The following is a 20,541-nucleotide window of genomic DNA, read 5'->3' as shown; positions in this document are numbered from 1 at the left end:
GAGAAAGGAGACCCTATGTCATTTATCACGCGCGCTATGTATTATATAAGACGCAAAAAAACGAAAAATGTAGTGACCTTTTTACTATTTGCGACCGTTGCTAGTTTTTTAGTGGCTGTGCTCGCCTTATCCAATTCCATGTCAGGGGTTGCAGTGGAAAAGGGCAATGTTGCTCAAACCGTGACCTTATCGGCTAGTCATATCTTTGTCGGAGATGGGTATGGTTCAGGAGAATTATCTGAAAAAGCCATTCAAGAAATCGCCCATTATCCAGAGGTCGAGAACTATGTCTCATCTGTCTCTTCCTATACAGGATTAGAAGATGCGAAGCCTGTACCGATTGGTACTGTTGAAGGCGACTACCGTAAACCGGGGATTGAAAACGTTGTGAATGTGGAGGGAATTTCAGATAGTCACAAAGATAATCGCTTTGCAACAGGTATGCTGAAGCTAAAGAGCGGTCGGCATATTCAAAACGGGGACCGTCACAAGGTCATTGTCCATGAAGATTTTGCCAAGTACAATAAACTCAAGGTGGGCGACCATTTATCACTGGGACGAGACCCTTTACGTTATATTGGTCAAGATAAGACACCGATTAGCGCCGAAGTCATTGGGATTTTTCAAGGAAAGACCTTTAATCGGCCATACTATAGTGCTGAACTAGTGTCTAACACCCTGCTATCTGATACCTCTTTGTCAAGTGAACTCTTTGGCTATAAAGAAGGGGAAACCCTCTATAGCGAAGTCACCTATACCTTGAAAAAGTCTGTGGATACCAAAGAATTTATCACCAAGGTCAAGCAACAAGTCGGAAGTGTCAATTGGCAGAATTATCAGTTGACCGAACAAAATCCAGCTCTTAAATCCTACAACCGCAGTGTTCTTCTGCTCCAAAAAACAGTCAAGCGCCTCTTGGTGATTGCCATCATCATGAGTGCGGTCCTGCTGATTCTTTTGTTAGTGTTTACCATTCACGGACGAAAGCAGGAAAGCGGTGTACTCTTATCCCTAGGAAAATCCAAAATCGACATCGTTTCCCAGTACATGGTGGAGCACTTGGTCTTGCTTGTTCCAGCCCTTGCTGTAGCAGGCATCATAGGGCGCAATTTGGGGCAATTCTTTGCCAATCAAACGGTTGACTCTGTCGCAACAACAGTCCGTGGCGACATTATGAAGCAACTTGGAGGGTATCGTCTAGGTGCGGACAGTCAGACGGATTTGATTATGCAAACCGTTAAGCACTTCCAAGTACAGTTGACTACAGCAGAGCTGGTGAAGATGATGCTTCTTTGTACTGGCTTGATGGTGATAGGCATCCTCATCGCAAGTGTACCGATTATGCGTTCAAAACCCAAAGACATTTTAAACCATATTTCATAAGGAGAGGAAAAATGTTAGCAATCAAAGACTTATCCTATACCTATGCGGGTATGAGCCGACAGCAGATTTTTCAGAATTTGAATTATCAATTTGAAGAAGGGACCTTTTATTCCATTGTCGGGCATTCAGGCGCAGGAAAAACCACCCTGCTATCTCTGCTCGCAGGGCTAGATCAGCCGACATCCGGCCAACTCTTACTAAACGGTAAAGATGTGAGAGAAATCGGCTATCAGACCTATCGTCGTCACCATGTGTCTCTAGTCTTTCAAAATTACAACTTGCTGGACTATCTGACACCGCTAGAAAATATCCGTCTGGTCAATAAAAAGGCGGACCCCAAGGTCCTGCTTGATTTAGGCCTATCTCAAGAACAGATTAATCGCAACATTTTGCAACTATCAGGTGGACAACAACAGCGGGTTGCCATCGCTCGCTCCTTGGTGTCAGGAGCCAGTATCATGCTGCTAGATGAACCGACAGGCAATTTGGATGAAGAAATTGCGGTGGATATTGTCGAGCATCTGAAAACCATTGCCCACGAGGAAGGAAAATGCGTCATCATGGTAACCCATAGCAAGGCCTTGGCTGGTATGGCAGATGTCCAGTTGACGCTTAGAAATGGGCAATTTCGGTCATAATATAGTGAATTGAATCAAGGTTAGGACATCGTTCAGTCGCTTTGATGAACGCTAGTCCTATCTGTATACATAAATAGAAGCTAGAGAGACTATTCAGCTACCATTTTATACGGAAATTCGGATAATCAGCAAAGCAGGGAATCTGTACTTTATCTGTTTTTTTTGAGTAGTCGACAGACACTTTTCTGAAACTGGTGTATAATGAAGAGGGGTGTTGTTTCAAAAAACAGACAGGAAGACATTAAGATAGGAAAAGGAGAAAGATAATGTATAAGATTTTAGTGGTAGAAGATGATGTAACCATCAACCAAGTCATTTGCGAATTTTTAAAAGAACATGGGTATCAAGTAACATCTGTCATGGACGGTGGAGAGGCCTTGGAGTGCTTCGCGAAAGACAATTTTGACTTGATTATTTTGGATATCATGCTACCGACAGTCAACGGTCTTGATGTGTTGAAAAAAATCCGACTTCATTCTCAAGTTCCAGTCATGATGTTGACAGCTTTGGATGATGAATATACACAATTAGTCAGCTTTAACCATTTGATTAGCGATTATGTGACCAAACCATTTTCACCGCTCATCTTGGTCAAGCGGATTGAGAACATCTTGCGCCGTACAGCGACCTATTCTGAAATCGTGGTAGACGAACTCCGCGTTTCCTTGGAAGATTGTACGGTTTATTGGAAAGGGGAAAAAATGTCTCCTACAAAGACCGAGTACGAGTTGATTGAAACCTTGGCCAAACGCAAATACCATCTAGTCACGCGGGAGCAATTGATGGACGTCATTTGGGGTTATAGTGAGCTTGATACGCGGGTCTTGGACAACCATATCAAAAATATTCGCAAGAAAATTCCAGGAATTCCTTTGGTCACAATTACAGGGATGGGCTATCAACTAGGGAGAGATGAATAGTGAAAATCGCGAAACGACATTTTCTCTGGACCAGTAGTTTAATCTTTCTGGTCGTGACAGCCTTGCTGACGACCTTGTATTTTGTGATGCCGGTTTATTATCAATCTGTCAAAATCACCGAGGTCAAACAGGAATTCGACTATGTATCGAAAAGTTTGCAGGGAAAGTCCATATCGGATATTGAAGTCCTCTTAAAGCGATACGACCAAAAAAATAGTCGGATGTGGTTCAGCCTATCTGATAAAGAAGGCAGTATCTACTATCCCAAAGTGGAGGTCGAGGGTCTAGGCCAGCCGATTACCTTGGAACAGAACCCATTTTTTTCAGAAAATACAGAATGGGAGAAGATGAACGAGACCGTCTTGGATAAGGATGGGAAAATCTATACCCTAGAGGGGGAGTATTCTTTACAACCTATTTCAGATGCAAGTCAGATTTTATTTCATCTGTCACCGTATTTCCTCATTTTTTTCCTATGTTTAGGGACAGCTCTATCGTATATTTATAGTCGCGTTGCGACCAAGCGTCTCCAGCAGATTTCTGAAACCACACGCAAGATGGTCAGCCTCTCACCCGATGTAGCCTGTCAGGTGGAAGGACGAGATGAGATTGCAGATTTGGCCCAAGATGTCAACACGCTGTATGACAGTCTCTTGCGCAATATGGCCGCCCTGCGGCTTGAAAATGAGAAAGTGGCAGAAAGTGAGCGGAGCAAGGCAGAATTTTTACAGATGACTTCTCATGAATTAAAAACCCCCATCGCAGGCATGATGGGCATCGTCGATGGGATGATTTATGGCGTTGGAGAATTTAAAGACCGTGAGAAATGCTTAAAAAAATGCCGTGACATTTTAGAACACCAATCGCAATTGGTGCAATCGATTTTAGACATGTCTAAGTTAGAAATGCAGGTTGCAGATGGTTTGAATCAGAAGTTTTCCTTGTCGGATACCTTGATGGAACAGGTCGGTTTTTACCAGACCTTGGCGGAAGTTCAGGGCTATCGCTTTTCGGTAAAACTAGAGCCACTAGATGTAGAAGGCAACCAAACCTACCTTCTCAAAGCCATTAAGAACCTGCTGGATAATGCTTTTCATTATACCCGTGCAGGTGGAGCAATTGTACTCCGACTAGAGGGGCATCAGCTCATTGTTGAAAATGAAGCGGAAAAGTTGTTGACAAAAGAGCAGGTAGAGAAGATTTTCCAACCATTCTATCGGCCAGACTACAGCCGTAGTAGAAAAGACGGAGGGACTGGCTTGGGACTCTTTATCGTCCAGCAGATTTTGGACCAGCACCAGCTGACCTATCGTTTTGAAGCGGTTGAAGATAGATGGATGCGGTTTAGTATTTTCTTTTAGATGATAAAAAGCATAGAAACGAGGTTTCTATGCTTTTGTTGTAGAGCAAGGCTCCAAACAGGATTGTGCTATTTTAACTCTTATAGATTTGCCCAGAATTTGTCAGCAATTTCTTGGCCTTGTTTGATTTTGGCCCATTGTTCCGCTACAGACAGTTCATTTCCAGAATCACATGAGGCAAAGCCACATTGGTGGGAGAGGTAGAGGCGTTCTTTTGGAATGATGGTGCTAGCTTGCTCGAGCAATTGGTAGACACGCTCTTCGTCATCGAGGGTATTGGTCTTACTAGAGAGGAGACCTAAGACGATTTCAGCCTTGGAATCTTTGAGGCTTTCAAGCGCCTTCAAATCACCTGCCCGCTCGTCATCCCACTCAAGGAAGAAGCGGTCATAGTGTTGGTCACGCAGGAATTTCTGTGCAATGGCTTCATAGGTACCGCCTGCTGCATGGCGACTTTCGTAGTTTCCACGGCAATTGTGGGTCCAGACCGTCAAACCAAGCTCATGGGCAAAGTCAACGACTTCATTATTGAGGGCGACAAAGGCATCTGCCAAATCAGCCAGACCAGCATTTCCATCCGCAAAGAAGCTAGCAGGGTTGTTCTCGTCAAACAATTCCCAGAGACAGTCATCAAATTGGATAATGCTGCCACCTGCCGCCTTGTAGTCTTCGAGGAATTCTTTGTAGGCTTGGATAAGTCCTGCTTTTAAAGCATCGGCTGTTGGATAGACCTGACCTTCTCCATACAAGCCATCAAAGACCGCTAACTCGGTATAGGCATGGGCAGGCCCCCAAACGGTTAATTTGGTAGCTGTATCACCTGCCTCTGCTTGAACCAATTTGTAAATCTCGATAAAATGATGGTTCTTTCCAGAGAGGGGTTCAGTGATACGGATTCCGATGTCTTTTCGTGTCTCAAAATGCCCGCCGTCATGGTCTTTAAAGGTATAACCATGTTCAGCGATGTAGCGCTCAATTCCTTTAAGACCCCAGACAAAGTCAAGGTGCCACATGGATTTGGAATATTCACCGTCCGTCACGATGTCAATGCCCTTTTCTTTTTGTTCAGCGATGATAGTTTTGATGTCCTTGGTCTCTGTTTCTTGGTAGCCAGGGAAATCTTGGTAAAAAGGATAGCGGATGTCATCGCGGTGTTCAATCTGTGTCTTGTATGTCCGTAAATCTGCTGGACGTAAGAGGGAACCTACTAGTTGAAATCGTGATCTTGTCATATTCGTTCTCCATTTCTCGTTGATGTTCCTATTGTAGCGGATTTATCGATAAATGAAAAATAGTTATTTTGAAAGAAGTGATATAGTCAGAAACTATACCTAGGGAGAAATGTCTTGGTAGCGCTATCTTCTTCGCCTGAATTATGATATAATGGCGTGAGTATCATCAAAGACAAAACTCCCATTGAATAGAATGAGGTATCCATGAAGAAACAAACTTTTTTTATTGCACTCGGAATCGTGATGTTGGGCGCGGTGATGCGCGTGCCCATTACTGCCATTCCGCCTATTTTAACCGATATTGCGAGTAGCCTGGGTGTGTCGGTTAGTGAGTTGGGAATTCTCACTTCTATTCCCTTGCTGATGTTTGCCCTCTGCTCGTCTCTTGCTCCGAAATTGGCAAGTATGCTGGGCATGGAGCGCTTAATGGGTGGCGTCTTGTTCCTCATGGTGCTTGGTTCGCTGTTGCGGATTATCAATCTTCCGTTTTTATACCTAGGAACGATTGTGGTGGGGGCAACGATTGCGGTCATCAATGTACTCTTGCCTAGTATTGTAGCAGCGAATTTCCCGCAACGAATCGGTCTGTATACAACTCTCTACATAACAGTCATGGGGGTTACATCAACGCTTGCTTCCATGGTAGCAGTTCCGATTGTCTCTGCGACTTCTTGGCAATTTTTTATCCTCCTAGTGACGGGGCTCATCGGTCTTGCTTTTGTCTGCTGGCTCCCCAATATGAAAGAAAGTCATCGGGTGGAAGAAAAGGTGCAGGAGAAGACAACGGTGTCGCTTTGGAAGAACAAGGCGGCTGTGGTTTTTCTTGTCTTTAGTGGTCTTCAATCCATGCTCTTTTATACGGAGCTGACCTGGCTCCCGACCATGGCACAAACCGCAGGGCTAGAACAGGCACAGGCAGGATTTTTAGCAGGGATTTTTAGCTTGGTGAGTATTCCCATGTCCATGATTACGCCCGGCATCATCTCTCGCCTGAAGAAAGAACAGCGGGCTATTATGATGATTGGCCTATCGTGCTTGACCTTGTTGGGCTTGGTCTTGATATTATTTGCACCAGCTAGTTTTACCATGTGGCTGATGATTCATCTCTTCTTAGGAGTATCGGTCAGCGCCCTCTTCCCTTATATGATGCTGTCGCTATCGCTCAAAACCAGCAACAGTCAGGCAACAGCTCGCCTTTCTGGTATGGTGCAGACAGGTGGCTATCTCATTGCGGCGGTGGGGCCTGCAGCCTTGGGCTATAGCTATTCTGTAGCGGCCTCTTGGTTCCCCCTTGTCATCAGTCTCATCATCGTCACCCTTGCCATGATGGTGACGATTTACGTGATTGAAAAAGAAGATGTGATTGTGTAATCAAACAAAAAGAGAGTGGGAGTAGGGAGTGGGACAAAAATCGTGATTTCGTAGAAATCGATTTTGTAGTCCTCGCTCTCTAGTTTCTAGGCTCGGGTATCAACAGTCACTCCCCTGACTGTTGATATCCGCAAGTTGACTAGCTTCCACAATCGAGAATTGTGGAAGGTTGGAAATAAGGTTAGCGAAGAATTGTTCGCTAGCCTCTTCTAATAGAATGTTGATTTATCAACGTTTTACAAACCAGACAACTACTGCGTCAACCTGTTAAACCTATGAAACGTAACGAGGCAAGGACTTTTGTCCCAGCCTCTAGCCCGAACCTAGAAATAAAGGAGTGAGGCTAATCGAACTCTTACGAGTTATCGATTTCTGTCCCACTCTCTTTCTTTTCTTTGTCTGCTTGATGAGAACTGCGATTGATGACGCGTTTTTCCTTTAAAATATTACTATTTTGATATTTTCTTAGATAGTGTGGTCGTAAGTAACCTCCTCTTGGAACTTTTGTCTCAGGTTCATTTTTCAGAACGTAGATAAACTCAAAATTTATTTAAACAAGTTCTAATTATTTGAATGCGAGCTAAAATCTCGGAAAATAGACGAGCCGTCCTAGAAATACGCTTTCTTCGTCCGCCTCCCTAATTTTCTGTCGATTTTTTAACGCTCTTATATCATGATTATTTGAATGAATTTTGATACATCATCACTTTCGACTTGCCAATTTTCGCGAGCGGAGCGATCCTCATCAGACTTTTTCGCTGTGGTAAAAGTAGCGTCATGACCAGTCATGACGCTACTCGGAAATGTTGAGACCTTAGGCTCAACATTTATAGTGGATTGAGAAAGGGATAGGACAAGGCAAGGAGCTGCAGATAGAACTGGCGTTCATCAAAGCAACTTAACGATGTCCTAACCTTTATTCAATTCACTATAGGTATGGAATTCCGCAGGAAGTCGCTACAGTCCGCACCACCTAAGAAAAGGATTGCAAAAGAACTTTTTCGTCAATCTGAACAATGCTCCACTAGAGCATAACTCGCCTTCTTGTTTTTGAGCTCATGAAAAAATGCTCCACTGGAGCATAACTCGCTTTCTTGTTTTCAAGCTCATGAAAAAATACCCCACTGGGGTATTTTTTTAATGTGCGACGCGACGGCGTGCTGCTTTTTTCCGATTTTCTTCGATGAACGCTTCTTTCTTTTCTTCAGGTTCGATAATTGTTTTATGAATGGTAAAAATCGCACCTGCGGCAAGAGCAACTGTGCTAGCAACTCCTGTCAAGAAACCTTTTCCAAAACCTTTAGCCATAGTTGTTTCTCCTTTACTTGTGTTATAATAGATTGTAGCGAAAAAACAAAAAATTTTCAAGGAAAAAGATGAAAACAAAGATAATAGTAGTGGTGGGGCCTACTGCGGTAGGAAAAACAGCCCTAGGAATCGAGCTGGCACGGCAGTATAATGGTGAGATTATTAGTGGTGACAGCCAGCAAGTTTACAGGCAACTGGATATTGGAACAGCTAAGGCGACCAAGGAAGAGCAGAGCCTTGCGCCCCACCATTTGATTGATGTACGTGATGTGACAGAAGGCTATTCGGCCTATGATTTTGTAGCAGAGGCTAGTCGCTTGATCAAAGAGATAGCAGGCAAGGGCAAGCTGCCGATTATCGTGGGTGGTACGGGGCTCTACATTCAAAGTCTGCTCGAGGGCTATCATCTGGGCGGTCAGGTGGCACATGAAGAGGTTCTCGCCTATCGCAAGGAGCTAGACACCTTGTCAGATGAGGAGTTATTTGGGAAAATAGCAGAGCTGGGAATCGAGATTCCTCAAATCAACCGCCGGCGTGCCATGAGGCAGTTGGAGCTGGCACAGTTTGACCAAAACTTGGAAAATCAAGAACCACCCTATGAGGCCTTGGTGATTGGTCTATCTGATGACCGTGCTGTCCTCTATGAACGAATCAACCAGCGGGTGGACCAGATGATGGAAGCAGGCTTATTAGAAGAAGTCAAATGGCTCTATGAACATCATCCGACAGTCCAAGCCAGCTTGGGGATTGGCTACAAGGAGTTCTTTCCTTATTTCGCAGGTGAAGTGGCGCTTGAAGATGCTATTGAAAAGGTCAAACAACAGACCCGCCGCTTTGCCAAACGCCAATTGACCTGGTTTCGCAACCGCATGCAGGTGGCATTTCACATGGTGTCGGAACCAGATGTCAAGAATGAAATCAACCAACGCGTAGCGGACTTTCTAGGAGATAAATCATGATCGAAACAAGAAAAGAAGAAGAGCGGGTCTTGCTGATTGGGGTAGAACTACAGCAGACAGAAAACTTTGCCATGTCCATGGAGGAGCTTGCGAGCCTTGCTCAAACAGCTGGTGCGGTGGTAAAAGGAACCTACACCCAGAAGCGGGAAAAGTATGATAGCAAGACCTTTGTCGGCTCTGGTAAATTAGAAGAAATCAAGCTCATGGTTGAGGCTGATAACATTGATACTGTTGTGGTCAACAATCGCCTGACACCGCGCCAGAATGTGAATTTAGAGGAGATTTTAGGTGTCAAGGTCATTGACCGTATGCAGTTGATTTTGGATATTTTTGCCATGCGGGCCAGAAGCCATGAGGGCAAATTGCAGGTGCATTTGGCGCAGTTGAAATACATGCTGCCCCGCTTGATTGGCCAAGGAATCATGCTTAGCCGTCAGGCAGGTGGGATTGGTTCGCGCGGGCCAGGTGAGAGCCAGCTTGAGCTCAACCGTCGTAGCATTCGGAACCAGATTGCAGATATTGAACGTCAGTTGAAAGTGGTGGAGAAAAATCGGGCAACGGTGCGGGAGCGTAGGCTCCAGTCAGGCATTTTTAAAATCGGCTTGATTGGCTACACCAATGCGGGTAAGTCAACCATTCTGAATGCCCTGACCGACAAGCGCCAGTATGAAGCGGATGAACTCTTTGCGACCTTGGATGCAACGACCAAGCAGGTCCACTTGTCTGATACCTTTCAGGTGACGGTGACCGATACGGTTGGCTTTATCCAAGACTTGCCGACAGAGTTGATTTCTGCCTTTAAATCGACCTTAGAAGAATCGATGAATGTCGACTTGTTGCTCCACGTGATTGATGCTTCTGACCCCAATCACGCAGAACAGGAAGAAGTGGTCTTGAGCATTTTACAAGAGTTAGAGATGTTGGACATTCCCCGCCTCGCTCTTTATAATAAATTAGACAAGACGGATGACAGCTTTACACCGAGTCAATTTCCGCATGTCATGTTGTCTGCAAAAGACAAGGATGCCAAATCGCATATTCAGATGATGATTTTGGCTAAGATTAAGACCATGTTTGAACCCTTTGATATTCGAGTTCACTTAGCAGATACTTACAAGATTCATGACCTTGGACGGGTGGCTCTGATTGACAAGCGGTTTTACGAGGACGATGTCGAAATCATCAAGGGCTATATTGCCAAGGAACACAAGTGGAAATTAGAGGAGTTTTCGGATGGATTATATTGACTTAGCCTTGAAATACGGTGGCTTCACCAGTCTTGATAAGGTCTATCTGTCAGGGAAATTGCTTGATTTGACAGAGGAGCAGAAGCTCGCCTTTATTACGCCACCACCTTCCGTCATCAATGCCTATTTTGCAGAAATCTATCAAAAGCAGGGTCCGCAGGCTGCGACGGCTTATTATCTCGACTTGTCACGCCAGCTCCGTCTGTTTTGCGACTCTCCGTCCTTTGCAGAAGATAAGCCCTTTGTCCGCTTGAATTTATCTGGAAAGTCCTTTGGCTTTGCCTATCAAAATGAGGAAGAATTGGCGCGTGTCTTTGCAGAAAAAGAGGAAGACATCACTCCTGCCCTACTCTTTGAGATTGCACAGATTTTCCCGCAGTATAAGATTTTTGTGACAGATGGGAAGATACAGATGCGACCTGTAGCGGTTGATGAAGAGCGTCTTGAAGGTCTTGAAAGTGATTTTCTCTTGACCGAACTGGCTGAAAGTGCGGACTGGGTGCGGATTTCGGGCTTGAATCAAGAGGAGGTTGTAGAGGCTGCAAGTGCCTATCAGGGTCAAGCCTACTACGCTTGGTCAGGACGGACAGCGATAATCTATATTCAACAATAGAAAGAAGTATATGTATATTCAATTTTTAGGAACTGGAGCGGGTCAACCCTCCAAATCACGAAATGTGTCCAGTTTGGCACTGAAATTACTCGATGAAATCAATGAGGTCTGGCTCTTTGACTGTGGAGAGGGAACGCAGAATCGGATTTTAGAGACCAGTATTCGCCCACGAAAGATTAGCAAGATTTTCATTACCCACCTGCATGGGGATCATATCTTTGGACTGCCAGGCTTTTTATCCAGCCGTTCCTTTCAAGGAAATGAGGAGCAGACCGACATTGACATTTACGGACCGACAGGCATTCGTCAGTTCGTCTTGACCAGTCTGAAAGTATCTGGTTCGCGGCTACCGTATCGGATTCATTTTCATGAGTTTGAGGTGGAGGAGGTCGAAAAGGTACTAGAGACAGACAAATTCACGGTATTTGCAGACAAGTTAGATCATACGGTACCTTGTGTCGGCTATCGTGTCATGCAAAAGGATTTGGAAGGGACACTAGATGCAGAAGCGCTTCGTGCGGCGGGTGTACCATTTGGCCCCCTCTTTGGACGAATTAAAAATGGGGAAAATGTGGTCTTGGAAGATGGAACGGAAATTGTTGCCAGTGACTACGTGTCACCGCCACGTCCAGGGAAAATTGTGACCATTTTAGGGGATACGCGGAAATGCCATGCCAGTGTGCGGCTTGCGGTCAATGCGGATGTGTTGGTGCATGAGGCGACCTACGGCAAGGGGGATGAGGTCATTGCTCGCAAGCACGGGCATTCGACCAATATGGAGGCGGCTCTGGTCGCAAAAGATGCGGGTGTCAAGCGCCTGTTGCTCAACCATATTAGTCCGCGCTTTTTGTCCAAGGATGTGAGCCAGCTTCGGAGAGACGCAAGCAGGGTGTTTGAACATGTGCATATTGTCAAAGATTTAGAAGAGGTTGAAGTGTGAGAACGATTTTGATAACGGGCGCATCAGGTGGTCTGGTGCAAAAGATGGTACCGCTTTTGGCCGATGATTTTCTGGTTTTGTTGGGGCGTGATCAGGCAAAGCTGGAGCGTCTCTATGCGGGTCATGCCAATAAACTGATTTTAGATACCGATATTCGGGATGAAGCGGCCTTAAAAGAAATGCTGGGTCAGCTAGAGGAACGTGTCGGGACGATTGATATCTTGGTTAATAATGCAGGCTATGGTCGCTTTGCGGATTTTGAAGATTTTTTCAGTCAGGAAGTGCGGGAGATGTTTGAAATCAATACTTTCGCCCTGATGACCTTGTCCCGTTTGGTCGGTGAGCAGATGAAGCAGGTACAAAAAGGGCAAATTATCAACATCGTCAGCATGGCAGGTTTGATTGCCTCTAGCAAGTCATCGGTCTATTCAGCGACTAAATTTGCGGTCATCGGTTTTTCAAATGCCCTGCGTTTGGAACTAGCAGCGTATAATGTCGTGGTAACCACAGTCAATCCGGGTCCAATTGCGACAGCTTTCTTTGACCAGGCTGACCCAGATGGTGCCTATCTGAATTCTGTCAAGGCTTTCTTGTTGCAGCCTGATGATGTGGCTAAAAAGATTGTCGGAGTGATGGGAACGAGAAAACGAGAGCTCAACCTGCCTTGGACCTTGGCCTTGGCCTACAAATGCTATACTTTGTTTCCAACTTTAGCGGATTTTCTTGCGCGAACGGTTTTTAATTATAAATAATCAATAGTATGGATGAATTGAATTCGGGCTAAAAGCTCGCTGACAATCATGGTGGGGTTAGAGTTACCAAATATTGGTCACAGTAGGCATCTGATTGTTGCTTTCACAACAATCTAGTTGCCTTTGTGGGGGTCTCACGACGAAGCCTAGAGGCTTTCTGTTCGGCCGCCTATTTTGTCTAGGAGTTGCTTAACGCCCTCATATCTTATGAAATTGAATTCGGACTAAAAATGCTGGAAAAAAGAGACGCAGGTGTTCCAACTTTAGTTGGTTACAGCTGGGGCTCCCTTTAGGGATAGATTGCCTTGTGTTCATCGAACACATCGTCAATCTCCTATTTTGCTGTAGCTGTTACGAGCTTGCTCGTTTTACAGATACGGATGCCCTAGGGGTATACTTTGCTCTTTACGTCCTTTGTATCTTATGAAAGGAGATGACATGAAAAAGCTATGGCGTTTGATTTATAGTCGTACCTTTATTGTACTTTTACTGATTGCGGTGACGGTTGGGGCGGTGTTATGGACCGTCACTTCGGCGACAGTCTTAGCCCCTGCCCTCCTCTCTGTGCTACAAATCTTTTCGATTATCGTAGCGATTTCGGTCATTAACCGACCGATGAATACGAGTTTTAAGCTGACTTGGATTATCTTTATTATTGGGATTCCTATCTTTGGCGCTCTTTTTTACTTTATCTTGCAGTCCAATATCGAAACCAGACGCTATCGCAAGACCTTTAAGCGACAAAGTTTGCTCTTGCGCCAGTATGGGCACACCTCGCACAAGGTCTTAAATGCACTAGCAGAGCAGGATAAGGATCAGTTAAAACTCGCCCATTATATGAATCAATATGTCGGCTACGCCCTGCATTCCAATACAGATGCTACCTATTTTTCTTCTGGCGAAGCGAAATTTGAGGCCTTGTTGAATGAATTGCGCAAGGCAGAAAAATACATCTTCATGGAGTATTTTATCGTTGATTTTGGCTACATGTGGGATTCGATTTTGGAGATTTTAAAGGAAAAAACAGCTCAGGGAGTGGAAGTCCGTTTCATGTATGACGGGACCAATTCCTTGACCCTCCTGCCTTACAATTATTACAAGACCTTGCGAACATACGGTATCAAGGCCAAGGTCTTTTCACAGATTATCCCAGCCTTGTCAACGGTTCAAAACAATCGTGACCACCGAAAGATTGCGGTGATTGATGGGAAAGTAGCCTTTACAGGCGGTGTCAATATTGCAGACGAATACATCAACCGCAAAGAACGCTTTGGCTACTGGAAAGATGCGGCCATTATGATTAAGGGAGAAGCAGTTGCTAATTTCACCCTCATGTTCTTGCAGATGTGGAATTTCAATGAAAAAACGCAAAACAATGACTTGAAATATCTGAAAGAACACCATGACCAGGAAAAAGCTGTCATTGACTCGGAAGGCTTTTTCTTGCCGTATGGTGAAAGTCCTTTTGACGGAGACGAGGTGGCCAAACGCGTCTGTCTCGATATGATTCAGTCGGCCACCAAGTATATCTATATCATGACCCCTTATCTGGTCTTGGACGATGAGATGTTGGACAATCTGACTTACGCAGCCAAGCGCGGGGTGACGGTTCGCCTCTTGTTGCCACACATCTATGATAAGCAGTCAGCCTATCTGGCAGCGCGCACAGATTTTCCGACCTATCTGGAAGCAGGGATTGAGATTTACGAATACACGCCAGGATTTGTTCATTCAAAGGTCGTCCTCGTTGATGACAAAAAAGCGACGGTCGGCACGGTCAACATGGACTTCCGCAGTTTCTATCTCAATTTTGAATGCGGGCTTTACATCTACAAACACCGCCAAGTCCTAGCCGATATTCACAAGGATTTTGAAGAATCCTTTGCCCAGTCAGAGAGAATTACGCTGATCAACTTCGCGCGGACCTATCCGTGGTACAAGCGCTTTGCTGGTGCGCTCATGAAGATTGTTGCACCGCTTTTATAAACGAAAACAGTTCTTCATTGAGGAACTGTTTTATGATTGAAAATACATTCTTTTCCATCATAAAACACTTGCAAAACGTGGGGGAAGTGCTATACTAGATATAGTATTTCCTTTAATAAGCAAGGGGATGCATCGTTTGATTTGCTAGAAGGAGGCAAGCATCATGAACAAGCAAGTGCGAAATATATTTGTCATCGTTTTATCCATCATTTTCCTTGTCCTACTGGGAATGGTCATGCAGGTTCCAAGCGGGAAGATGATAGCAGTCCTAGCCTGCAGTTTGGCAGTCAATGGGCTTGTCTTATGGTCGGCTGTGCGGTCTTCTTCCTCTAATCAAGCCCGAGGAGAGCTACCTTATTTTGGAGAATTTGTCAAAAAAACATGGCCTTTCTTGGCTCTAGCCCTTGTCCTGATTGGTTGGAATATTCTCCATCAAGGGGACATCTTTACGAGATTTTTCTATGTCGTGGTGGTCTGCTTGGTCTATACGACTGGTTTTATCAAAACGGCTAAACGATAGAAATGGAGAAAAAGAATATGGAAAAACAATTGCAAAAAGGAAATTGGATGGTGGTATTGCTGAACTTAGCTCTCCTTTTGGTGTGGGTTTTTGGGAAAAAATTTGCTTTTGCTTGGCTACCTATTTTCGCTTTGGCAGTATTTTTAGTGACATTGGTTATCACTATTCAGGCTTATCGCCTGCTGAAAGCGCAGCAACAGACGTATCGGGTACCGACTTACCAAAAATGGACGGTTGGGATAATGTCTGTTGCAACCATCCTTTTTCTTGCCTATGCCCTTTATGCGGGAGAATCACTGACAGAGTCCCCATTGATTTTTTTGGCAGAAATAGTGATGTTAGCTTACCCTGCAAGACTAGGTTATGAGAAGCAAGAACGTTAGTCTACGGTACTTCTAGAGAGGATAGTATACGATTTTCCCGCGTTTGTGGGATTTTTTAGCGAGCAATCTATTTCATTACAAGGGAGGTTTTCATGGATATAAAGGCTTATCAAGCTCATATTGAGCAGCCGTGGGGCAAGATTTATTACCAGATTTTATTTGAGCTGTTAAAGGATGTGAGGGGAAAGAAGGTGCTCGATTTTGGCAGTGGATTTGGCTATGTCGCTCAATTTCTAGTCAGACACAATCAGGTTTTAGCGATTGAACCAAATGCGGAGATGATTGAGGAACGTGTGCTAGACTTAGATTCTCCATATGAGCAAAAACAAGGTAGTTTAGAGCTCTTAGAGGCGCTACCTCCTGCGTCTTTTGATGTCATTGTTTGCCATAATGTCTTAGAATACGTGGATGAACCAGCTTTGTATATACGTGCTTTTCATCGGATGCTGAAAGAAGATGGACAGCTTTCGCTTGTGAAACATAACGAAGTTGGGCGTATCATGCAGACTGCTGTGTTTGAATGTGATATTCCCAAAACGATGCGACTTTTGGCAGGAGAACGCTATCAAAGTCATTCCATGGGGCAAGCCAGGTTCTATGAAATCGATGAGGTGATAAGCGCAGATGACTTTTTGTTGGAGCATTACCAAGGACTTCGTGTCTTTTATGGCTTGCAACCAAACAGTGTAAAAATGGATCCTAACTGGCTTGAGGATATGACGCAGCTAGAGTTAGCTGTTGCAAACCAATCTCCTTATCGAGATATGGCAGCCTTTCAACATCTTTGGTTGAGGAAGAAGAAGTAGGTGCTTGCTATTTCTCCTGTTTGGTGTGGCTCCTTTTTCGTGATATAATGGTAGGTAGACATCATACTCATTTGAACGTGTCATTAAATGGGGAGCTGTTCAAAGGGTATAAGGAGAATAATAGTGATACAATCAACGTATGAGTGGACCTTGGTTCCAACGATTTCAGATGAAACATTTGTAAAAGCAGCTAAAAAAGAGGGCTTGGACTTGGCTGCTGCTCAACTCCTCTATACACGGGGGATTCAGACAGCAGAAGCTCTCAAGAATTTTTTGCAGCCTAGTTTAGACGATTTGCACGATCCTTATTTGCTCCATGGCATGAAGGAGGCCGTGGAGCGGATTCGCCTTGCGATTGAACAAAATGAACAAATCTTGATTTATGGAGATTACGATGCTGACGGGATGACCTCTGCCTCCATTGTCAAAGAAGCCTTGGAAGAATTAGGGGCGGAGTGCTTGGTTTATTTGCCCAATCGGTTTACAGACGGTTATGGGCCCAATCAGTCGGTGTACAAATATTTTATTGAACAGCAAGGGGTGTCCTTGATTGTCACGGTGGATAATGGCGTTGCAGGACATGAAGCGATTGACTATGCCCAAAGTGTGGGCGTCGATGTGATTGTGACAGACCACCATTCGCTGCCCGAAACACTACCAAATGCCTATACGATTGTTCACCCAGAACATCCAGACGGAGACTATCCTTTTCCTCATCTGGCAGGTTGTGGTGTGGCCTTTAAACTAGCGTGTGCCTTATTGGAAACGGTGCAGGTGGAGTGGCTCGACTTGGTGGCAATTGGTACGATTGCGGACATGGTCAGCCTGACAGATGAAAATCGCATCTTGGTCAAGTATGGCCTATCCATGCTCAAGCAGACAGAGCGGATTGGCTTGCAGGAGCTGATGACCTTAGCCGAGATTCGTCCCGAAAGTCTGACGGAAGAAACGGTCGGTTTTCAAGTAGCACCGCGTTTAAATGCCTTGGGACGTCTCGATGATCCCAATCCTGCCATCGACTTACTGACAGGGTTTGACGAGGAAGAAGCACAGGCCATTGCTCAGATGGTCGACCGTAAAAATACAGAACGTAAAGAGATTGTCCAAGCGATTTATGACGAAGCAAGGACCATGATTGACAAGGAAAAACCTGTTCAGGTCTTAGCAAAAGCTGGCTGGAATCCAGGCGTTCTGGGCATTGTTGCAGGGCGGTTGCTGGAGGAGTTACAACAGCCGATTATTGTCTTGTCTATCGAGGAGGGAAGAGCCAAGGGCTCTGCTCGTTCCGTTGCTGCTATCGATATTTTTGAAGCCTTGAAAGAACACCAAGAGTTATTTATTGCCTTTGGAGGGCATGCGGGCGCTGCGGGCATGACCTTGGAAGTGGACAAGTTAGAGGCGCTTTCTGACACCTTGTCGGCCTATATTTTGGAGAATGGCTTGGATCAGGTTCGTAAGGGTGAACTCTTGCTGGATGAGGAATTGGACTTAGAAGAGTTGACCCTTGACACCTTAAAATCGTTTGAAAGTCTCGCACCTTATGGCATGGACCATAAAAAACCAGTCTTTTATATCAAGGATTTTCAGGTCGAATCTGCACGAACCATGGGGCAACAAAATGCCCACCTCAAGTTCCGCATCAGTAAAGGACAGGCTAGTTTTGATGTAGTGGCCTTTGGGCTCGGCCATCTCGCGCTTGAAATTTCACAGAGCAAGCAGTTGGAATTGGCGGTCAGTCTATCGGTCAATCAATGGAATGGGCAAACAGCTCTGCAATTGATGCTCGTTGACTTGCGGGTTCAAGGTGTCCAGCTCTACAATCTGCGCAGTAAGCAAATGACCTTCCCAGAGCATCTTGTCGTGGTGGACTTTGCTCAAGCATTACCAGAGGTGACGGGGCAGCAAGCAATTGGGATTGCGACAGTGCCCGATGATGTACAAGTCTTAAAGGATTTCTTGCAGGCACACGATTTTCAAGCCATCTATTTCAAAAATGATATTGCCACCCCCTACTATTTGGACGGCTATGGCAGTAGAGAGCAATTCGCACGCCTATACAAGACCATTTACCAGTTTAAGGAATTTGACGTGCGGTACAAATTAAAGGAGCTTGCAGTCTATCTCAAGATAAAAGAGTCTCTCTTGATTAAGATGATTCAAATTTTCCAAGAATTAGGCTTTGTCACGATTACAGACGGGGTCATGACGGTGAATAAGGAAGCAGAAAAACGCGAGATTAGCGAAAGCAGCATTTACCAACAACTGAAGCGACAGGTGGCAGAGCAAGAGCTACTGGCGCTTGGTACCGTTCAGGAAATGTATGACTACCTTATGGAAAACTAGTCTGAAAACCCAGTCCCTAAAATCTCCCAAATCTGGAAAAACATGATATAATAAAGAGTAATGCTCTTTACAAATCATCTGCTGATGTCCTTTGGCATAGTGATGTTTGAGAGTATGAGAATAGAACAATGATAAAGTGAGAATACGATGAATTTAAAAGATTATATTGCTTCGATTGAAAATTATCCGCAAGAAGGAATTACCTTCCGTGATATTAGCCCCTTGATGGCCGATGGAAATGCCTACAGCTATGCGGTTCGTGAGATTGTGCAGTATGCGACGGATAAAAAGATTGACATGATTGTAGGACCTGAAGCGCGTGGCTTTATCGTGGGCTGTCCAGTTGCTTTTGAATTGGGCATTGGCTTTGCCCCTGTTCGTAAGCCGGGCAAATTACCGCGCGAAGTGATTTCAGCGGACTATGAAAAAGAATACGGTGTAGACACCCTTACCATGCATTCAGATGCCATCAAACCTGGACAGCGTGTCTTGATTGTCGATGACTTGCTTGCAACAGGTGGAACTGTCAAAGCAACCATTGAAATGATCGAACGCTTGGGCGGTATTGTAGCAGGCTGTGCCTTCTTGATTGAATTGGATGACTTGAAAGGTCGCGAAGCGATTGGCGATTACGATTACAAGGTCTTGATGCACTACTAATTATAGTTTGAAACTATAAGAATCCCTATTTTTATTCTAATTGAACGGCATAGCCTCCTGTTATATAATGTAAAAAAGGAGGAGTGAACGATGCCGATTAAGTTAGAAAAATCCTTACCCGCTGTTGAACAATTAAAAGCAGAGAATATCTTTGTCATGGACGATGACCGTGCCAGTCACCAAGATATTCGCCCCTTAAATATCTTAATTTTAAATCTTATGCCGCAGAAGATTGTGACCGAAACGCAGTTGTTGCGCCTCTTGGCCAACACTCCTTTGCAGTTGGAAATCGACTTTCTCTACATGACCAGTCACCGTTCCAAGACGACCCAGGCGGCTCACATGGAGAAATTCTACCATACTTTTGAGGAGGTCAAGGACCGGTATTTTGACGGCTTGATTGTCACGGGAGCGCCTGTTGAAAATCTAGCCTTTGAAGAGGTGGATTACTGGGAAGAGTTGCTTGCAGTCTTTCAATGGGCAAAGAGTCATGTCTACTCAACGCTCCATATCTGTTGGGGAGCGCAGGCGGGACTCTATGCCCGCTACGGAATTGAAAAGCACAGCCTGCCTCGGAAGCTGTCAGGGGTCTATTGTCAGGAAGTAGTCGATGACCGTAATCCTTTAATGCGAGGCTTTGATGATGAATTTCGCTCACCCCATTCGCGCCATACGGATATAAAAGTGACAGATATTGAGCATTTGGACAATCTTCATGTCTTAGCGCAGGGGGCAGAAGTAGGGCTTTCTATTGTGGCAAGTAGTGATTTGCGTGAGGTGTATAGTTTTGGGCATTTGGAGTACGACCGTGACACACTTGCCAAAGAGTACGAACGGGACTGCCTAGCTGGCCTAAATCCTGCTCTTCCCGAGCATTATTTTAAGGGAAATGACCCGACAGCTCGTCCAGCCCTGTCATGGAATTTACCAGCAGCCCAGTTTTTCACCAACTGGATCAACTATGCTGTATATCAGGAAACGCCGTACGACTGGAAAATCTTTGAGCAGTCAGCCTTGTCAGCCAGCCTATAATCGTCTATAAGCCTCAACATCTGATGGACTTTCATGCTGGAGAATGCGCTTAAAATAGCAGGAAATGCCCCGCTCTCTGGTCGCTAG

19 protein-coding genes and 1 pseudogene are annotated in these 20,541 nt (G+C 44.9%); 18 read left to right on the top strand and 2 right to left on the bottom strand.

Translation table 11 applies throughout. From position 1 onward, the window contains the following. Positions 1-15: 15 nt before the first annotated feature. From BU202_RS00480 to BU202_RS00465, 4 genes are all read left to right on the top strand, one after another. Positions 16-1,383 (top strand): FtsX-like permease family protein, encoded by a 1,368-nt coding sequence (locus tag BU202_RS00480; RefSeq protein ID WP_075103847.1) that lies wholly within the window; start codon positions 16-18, stop codon positions 1,381-1,383. An 11-nt stretch (positions 1,384-1,394) separates the two neighbouring features. Continuing rightward, on the top strand, positions 1,395-2,021 hold the full coding sequence (locus BU202_RS00475) for an ABC transporter ATP-binding protein (protein ID WP_075103846.1): 627 nt from the start codon (positions 1,395-1,397) through the stop codon (positions 2,019-2,021). 266 nt (positions 2,022-2,287) lie between these two features. Beyond that, positions 2,288-2,941, top strand: a complete 654-nt coding sequence (locus BU202_RS00470) for a response regulator transcription factor (protein ID WP_075103845.1) — start codon at positions 2,288-2,290, stop codon at positions 2,939-2,941. Continuing rightward, the gene (locus tag BU202_RS00465; RefSeq protein ID WP_075103844.1) at positions 2,941-4,302 is read left to right on the top strand and encodes a sensor histidine kinase; all 1,362 of its coding nucleotides are present in this window, start codon (positions 2,941-2,943) and stop codon (positions 4,300-4,302) included. Before BU202_RS00470 ends, BU202_RS00465 begins: the two co-directional genes overlap by 1 nt. 80 nt (positions 4,303-4,382) lie before the next feature. Here the strand turns inward: BU202_RS00465 and BU202_RS00460 are convergent, their stop codons facing one another. Next, positions 4,383-5,534, bottom strand: a complete 1,152-nt coding sequence (locus BU202_RS00460) for a cobalamin-independent methionine synthase II family protein (protein WP_075103843.1) — start codon at positions 5,532-5,534, stop codon at positions 4,383-4,385. A 204-nt stretch (positions 5,535-5,738) separates the two neighbouring features. Here BU202_RS00460 and BU202_RS00455 point away from each other — a divergent pair, with 204 nt between their 5' ends. After that, complete coding sequence (locus BU202_RS00455; protein WP_075103842.1) at positions 5,739-6,905, top strand: MFS transporter; 1,167 nt, start codon at positions 5,739-5,741, stop codon at positions 6,903-6,905. 1,137 nt (positions 6,906-8,042) lie between these two features. On the opposite strand, the gene BU202_RS00450 is transcribed toward BU202_RS00455, so the two are convergent. Next, complete coding sequence (locus BU202_RS00450; protein WP_075098970.1) at positions 8,043-8,213, bottom strand: DUF3042 family protein; 171 nt, start codon at positions 8,211-8,213, stop codon at positions 8,043-8,045. Between the two features lie 68 nt (positions 8,214-8,281). Here BU202_RS00450 and miaA point away from each other — a divergent pair, with 68 nt between their 5' ends. The 13 genes and pseudogenes from miaA to metA all read left to right on the top strand — a co-directional run bounded on the left by miaA (position 8,282) and on the right by metA (position 20,454). After that, positions 8,282-9,172, top strand: coding sequence for a tRNA (adenosine(37)-N6)-dimethylallyltransferase MiaA (miaA, locus tag BU202_RS00445; protein WP_075103841.1), 891 nt, complete (start codon positions 8,282-8,284; stop codon positions 9,170-9,172). After that, the gene (gene hflX / locus BU202_RS00440; protein ID WP_075103840.1) at positions 9,169-10,419 is read left to right on the top strand and encodes a GTPase HflX; all 1,251 of its coding nucleotides are present in this window, start codon (positions 9,169-9,171) and stop codon (positions 10,417-10,419) included. The genes miaA and hflX overlap by 4 nt, the downstream gene beginning before the upstream one ends. Further along, complete coding sequence (locus tag BU202_RS00435) at positions 10,406-11,032, top strand: cystathionine beta-lyase (protein WP_075103839.1); 627 nt, start codon at positions 10,406-10,408, stop codon at positions 11,030-11,032. Before hflX ends, BU202_RS00435 begins: the two co-directional genes overlap by 14 nt. 10 nt (positions 11,033-11,042) lie before the next feature. Then, positions 11,043-11,972 (top strand): ribonuclease Z, encoded by a 930-nt coding sequence (gene rnz / locus BU202_RS00430; protein ID WP_075103838.1) that lies wholly within the window; start codon positions 11,043-11,045, stop codon positions 11,970-11,972. Further along, entirely contained in the window at positions 11,969-12,724 is a 756-nt protein-coding gene (locus tag BU202_RS00425) for an SDR family NAD(P)-dependent oxidoreductase (RefSeq protein ID WP_075103837.1), read from the top strand. The genes rnz and BU202_RS00425 overlap by 4 nt, the downstream gene beginning before the upstream one ends. A gap of 438 nt (positions 12,725-13,162) precedes the next feature. Further along, positions 13,163-14,710, top strand: a complete 1,548-nt coding sequence (gene cls, locus BU202_RS00420) for a cardiolipin synthase (RefSeq protein WP_075103836.1) — start codon at positions 13,163-13,165, stop codon at positions 14,708-14,710. A 163-nt stretch (positions 14,711-14,873) separates the two neighbouring features. Continuing rightward, positions 14,874-15,230, top strand: a complete 357-nt coding sequence (locus tag BU202_RS00415; protein ID WP_075103835.1) for a hypothetical protein — start codon at positions 14,874-14,876, stop codon at positions 15,228-15,230. Between the two features lie 17 nt (positions 15,231-15,247). Continuing rightward, positions 15,248-15,613: a hypothetical protein gene (locus tag BU202_RS00410; RefSeq protein WP_075103834.1), complete on the top strand. Its 366-nt coding sequence runs from the start codon at positions 15,248-15,250 to the stop codon at positions 15,611-15,613. Positions 15,614-15,705: 92 nt separating this feature from the next. After that, a complete protein-coding gene (locus tag BU202_RS00405; protein WP_075103833.1) occupies positions 15,706-16,419 on the top strand; it encodes a class I SAM-dependent methyltransferase in 714 nt (237 codons plus the stop codon). 123 nt (positions 16,420-16,542) lie between these two features. Continuing rightward, positions 16,543-18,262, top strand: a pseudogene (recJ, locus tag BU202_RS00400) (single-stranded-DNA-specific exonuclease RecJ); the annotation flags it as partial. Further along, entirely contained in the window at positions 18,256-18,762 is a 507-nt protein-coding gene (locus BU202_RS10760; protein WP_482984223.1) for a single-stranded-DNA-specific exonuclease C-terminal domain-containing protein, read from the top strand. The pseudogene recJ and the gene BU202_RS10760, both read left to right, overlap by 7 nt. 147 nt (positions 18,763-18,909) lie before the next feature. Beyond that, positions 18,910-19,422: an adenine phosphoribosyltransferase gene (locus BU202_RS00395; RefSeq protein WP_075103831.1), complete on the top strand. Its 513-nt coding sequence runs from the start codon at positions 18,910-18,912 to the stop codon at positions 19,420-19,422. 90 nt (positions 19,423-19,512) lie between these two features. Then, positions 19,513-20,454: a homoserine O-acetyltransferase MetA gene (metA, locus tag BU202_RS00390; RefSeq protein WP_075103830.1), complete on the top strand. Its 942-nt coding sequence runs from the start codon at positions 19,513-19,515 to the stop codon at positions 20,452-20,454. The last annotated feature ends 87 nt before the right edge of the window (positions 20,455-20,541 follow it).

It is taken from the genome of Streptococcus cuniculi, assembly GCF_001921845.1.
Taxonomy (GTDB): Bacteria; Bacillota; Bacilli; order Lactobacillales; family Streptococcaceae; genus Streptococcus; species Streptococcus cuniculi.
Note: the sequence above shows the minus strand (reverse complement) of the source record. Positions and strands in the feature narration are given on the sequence as shown.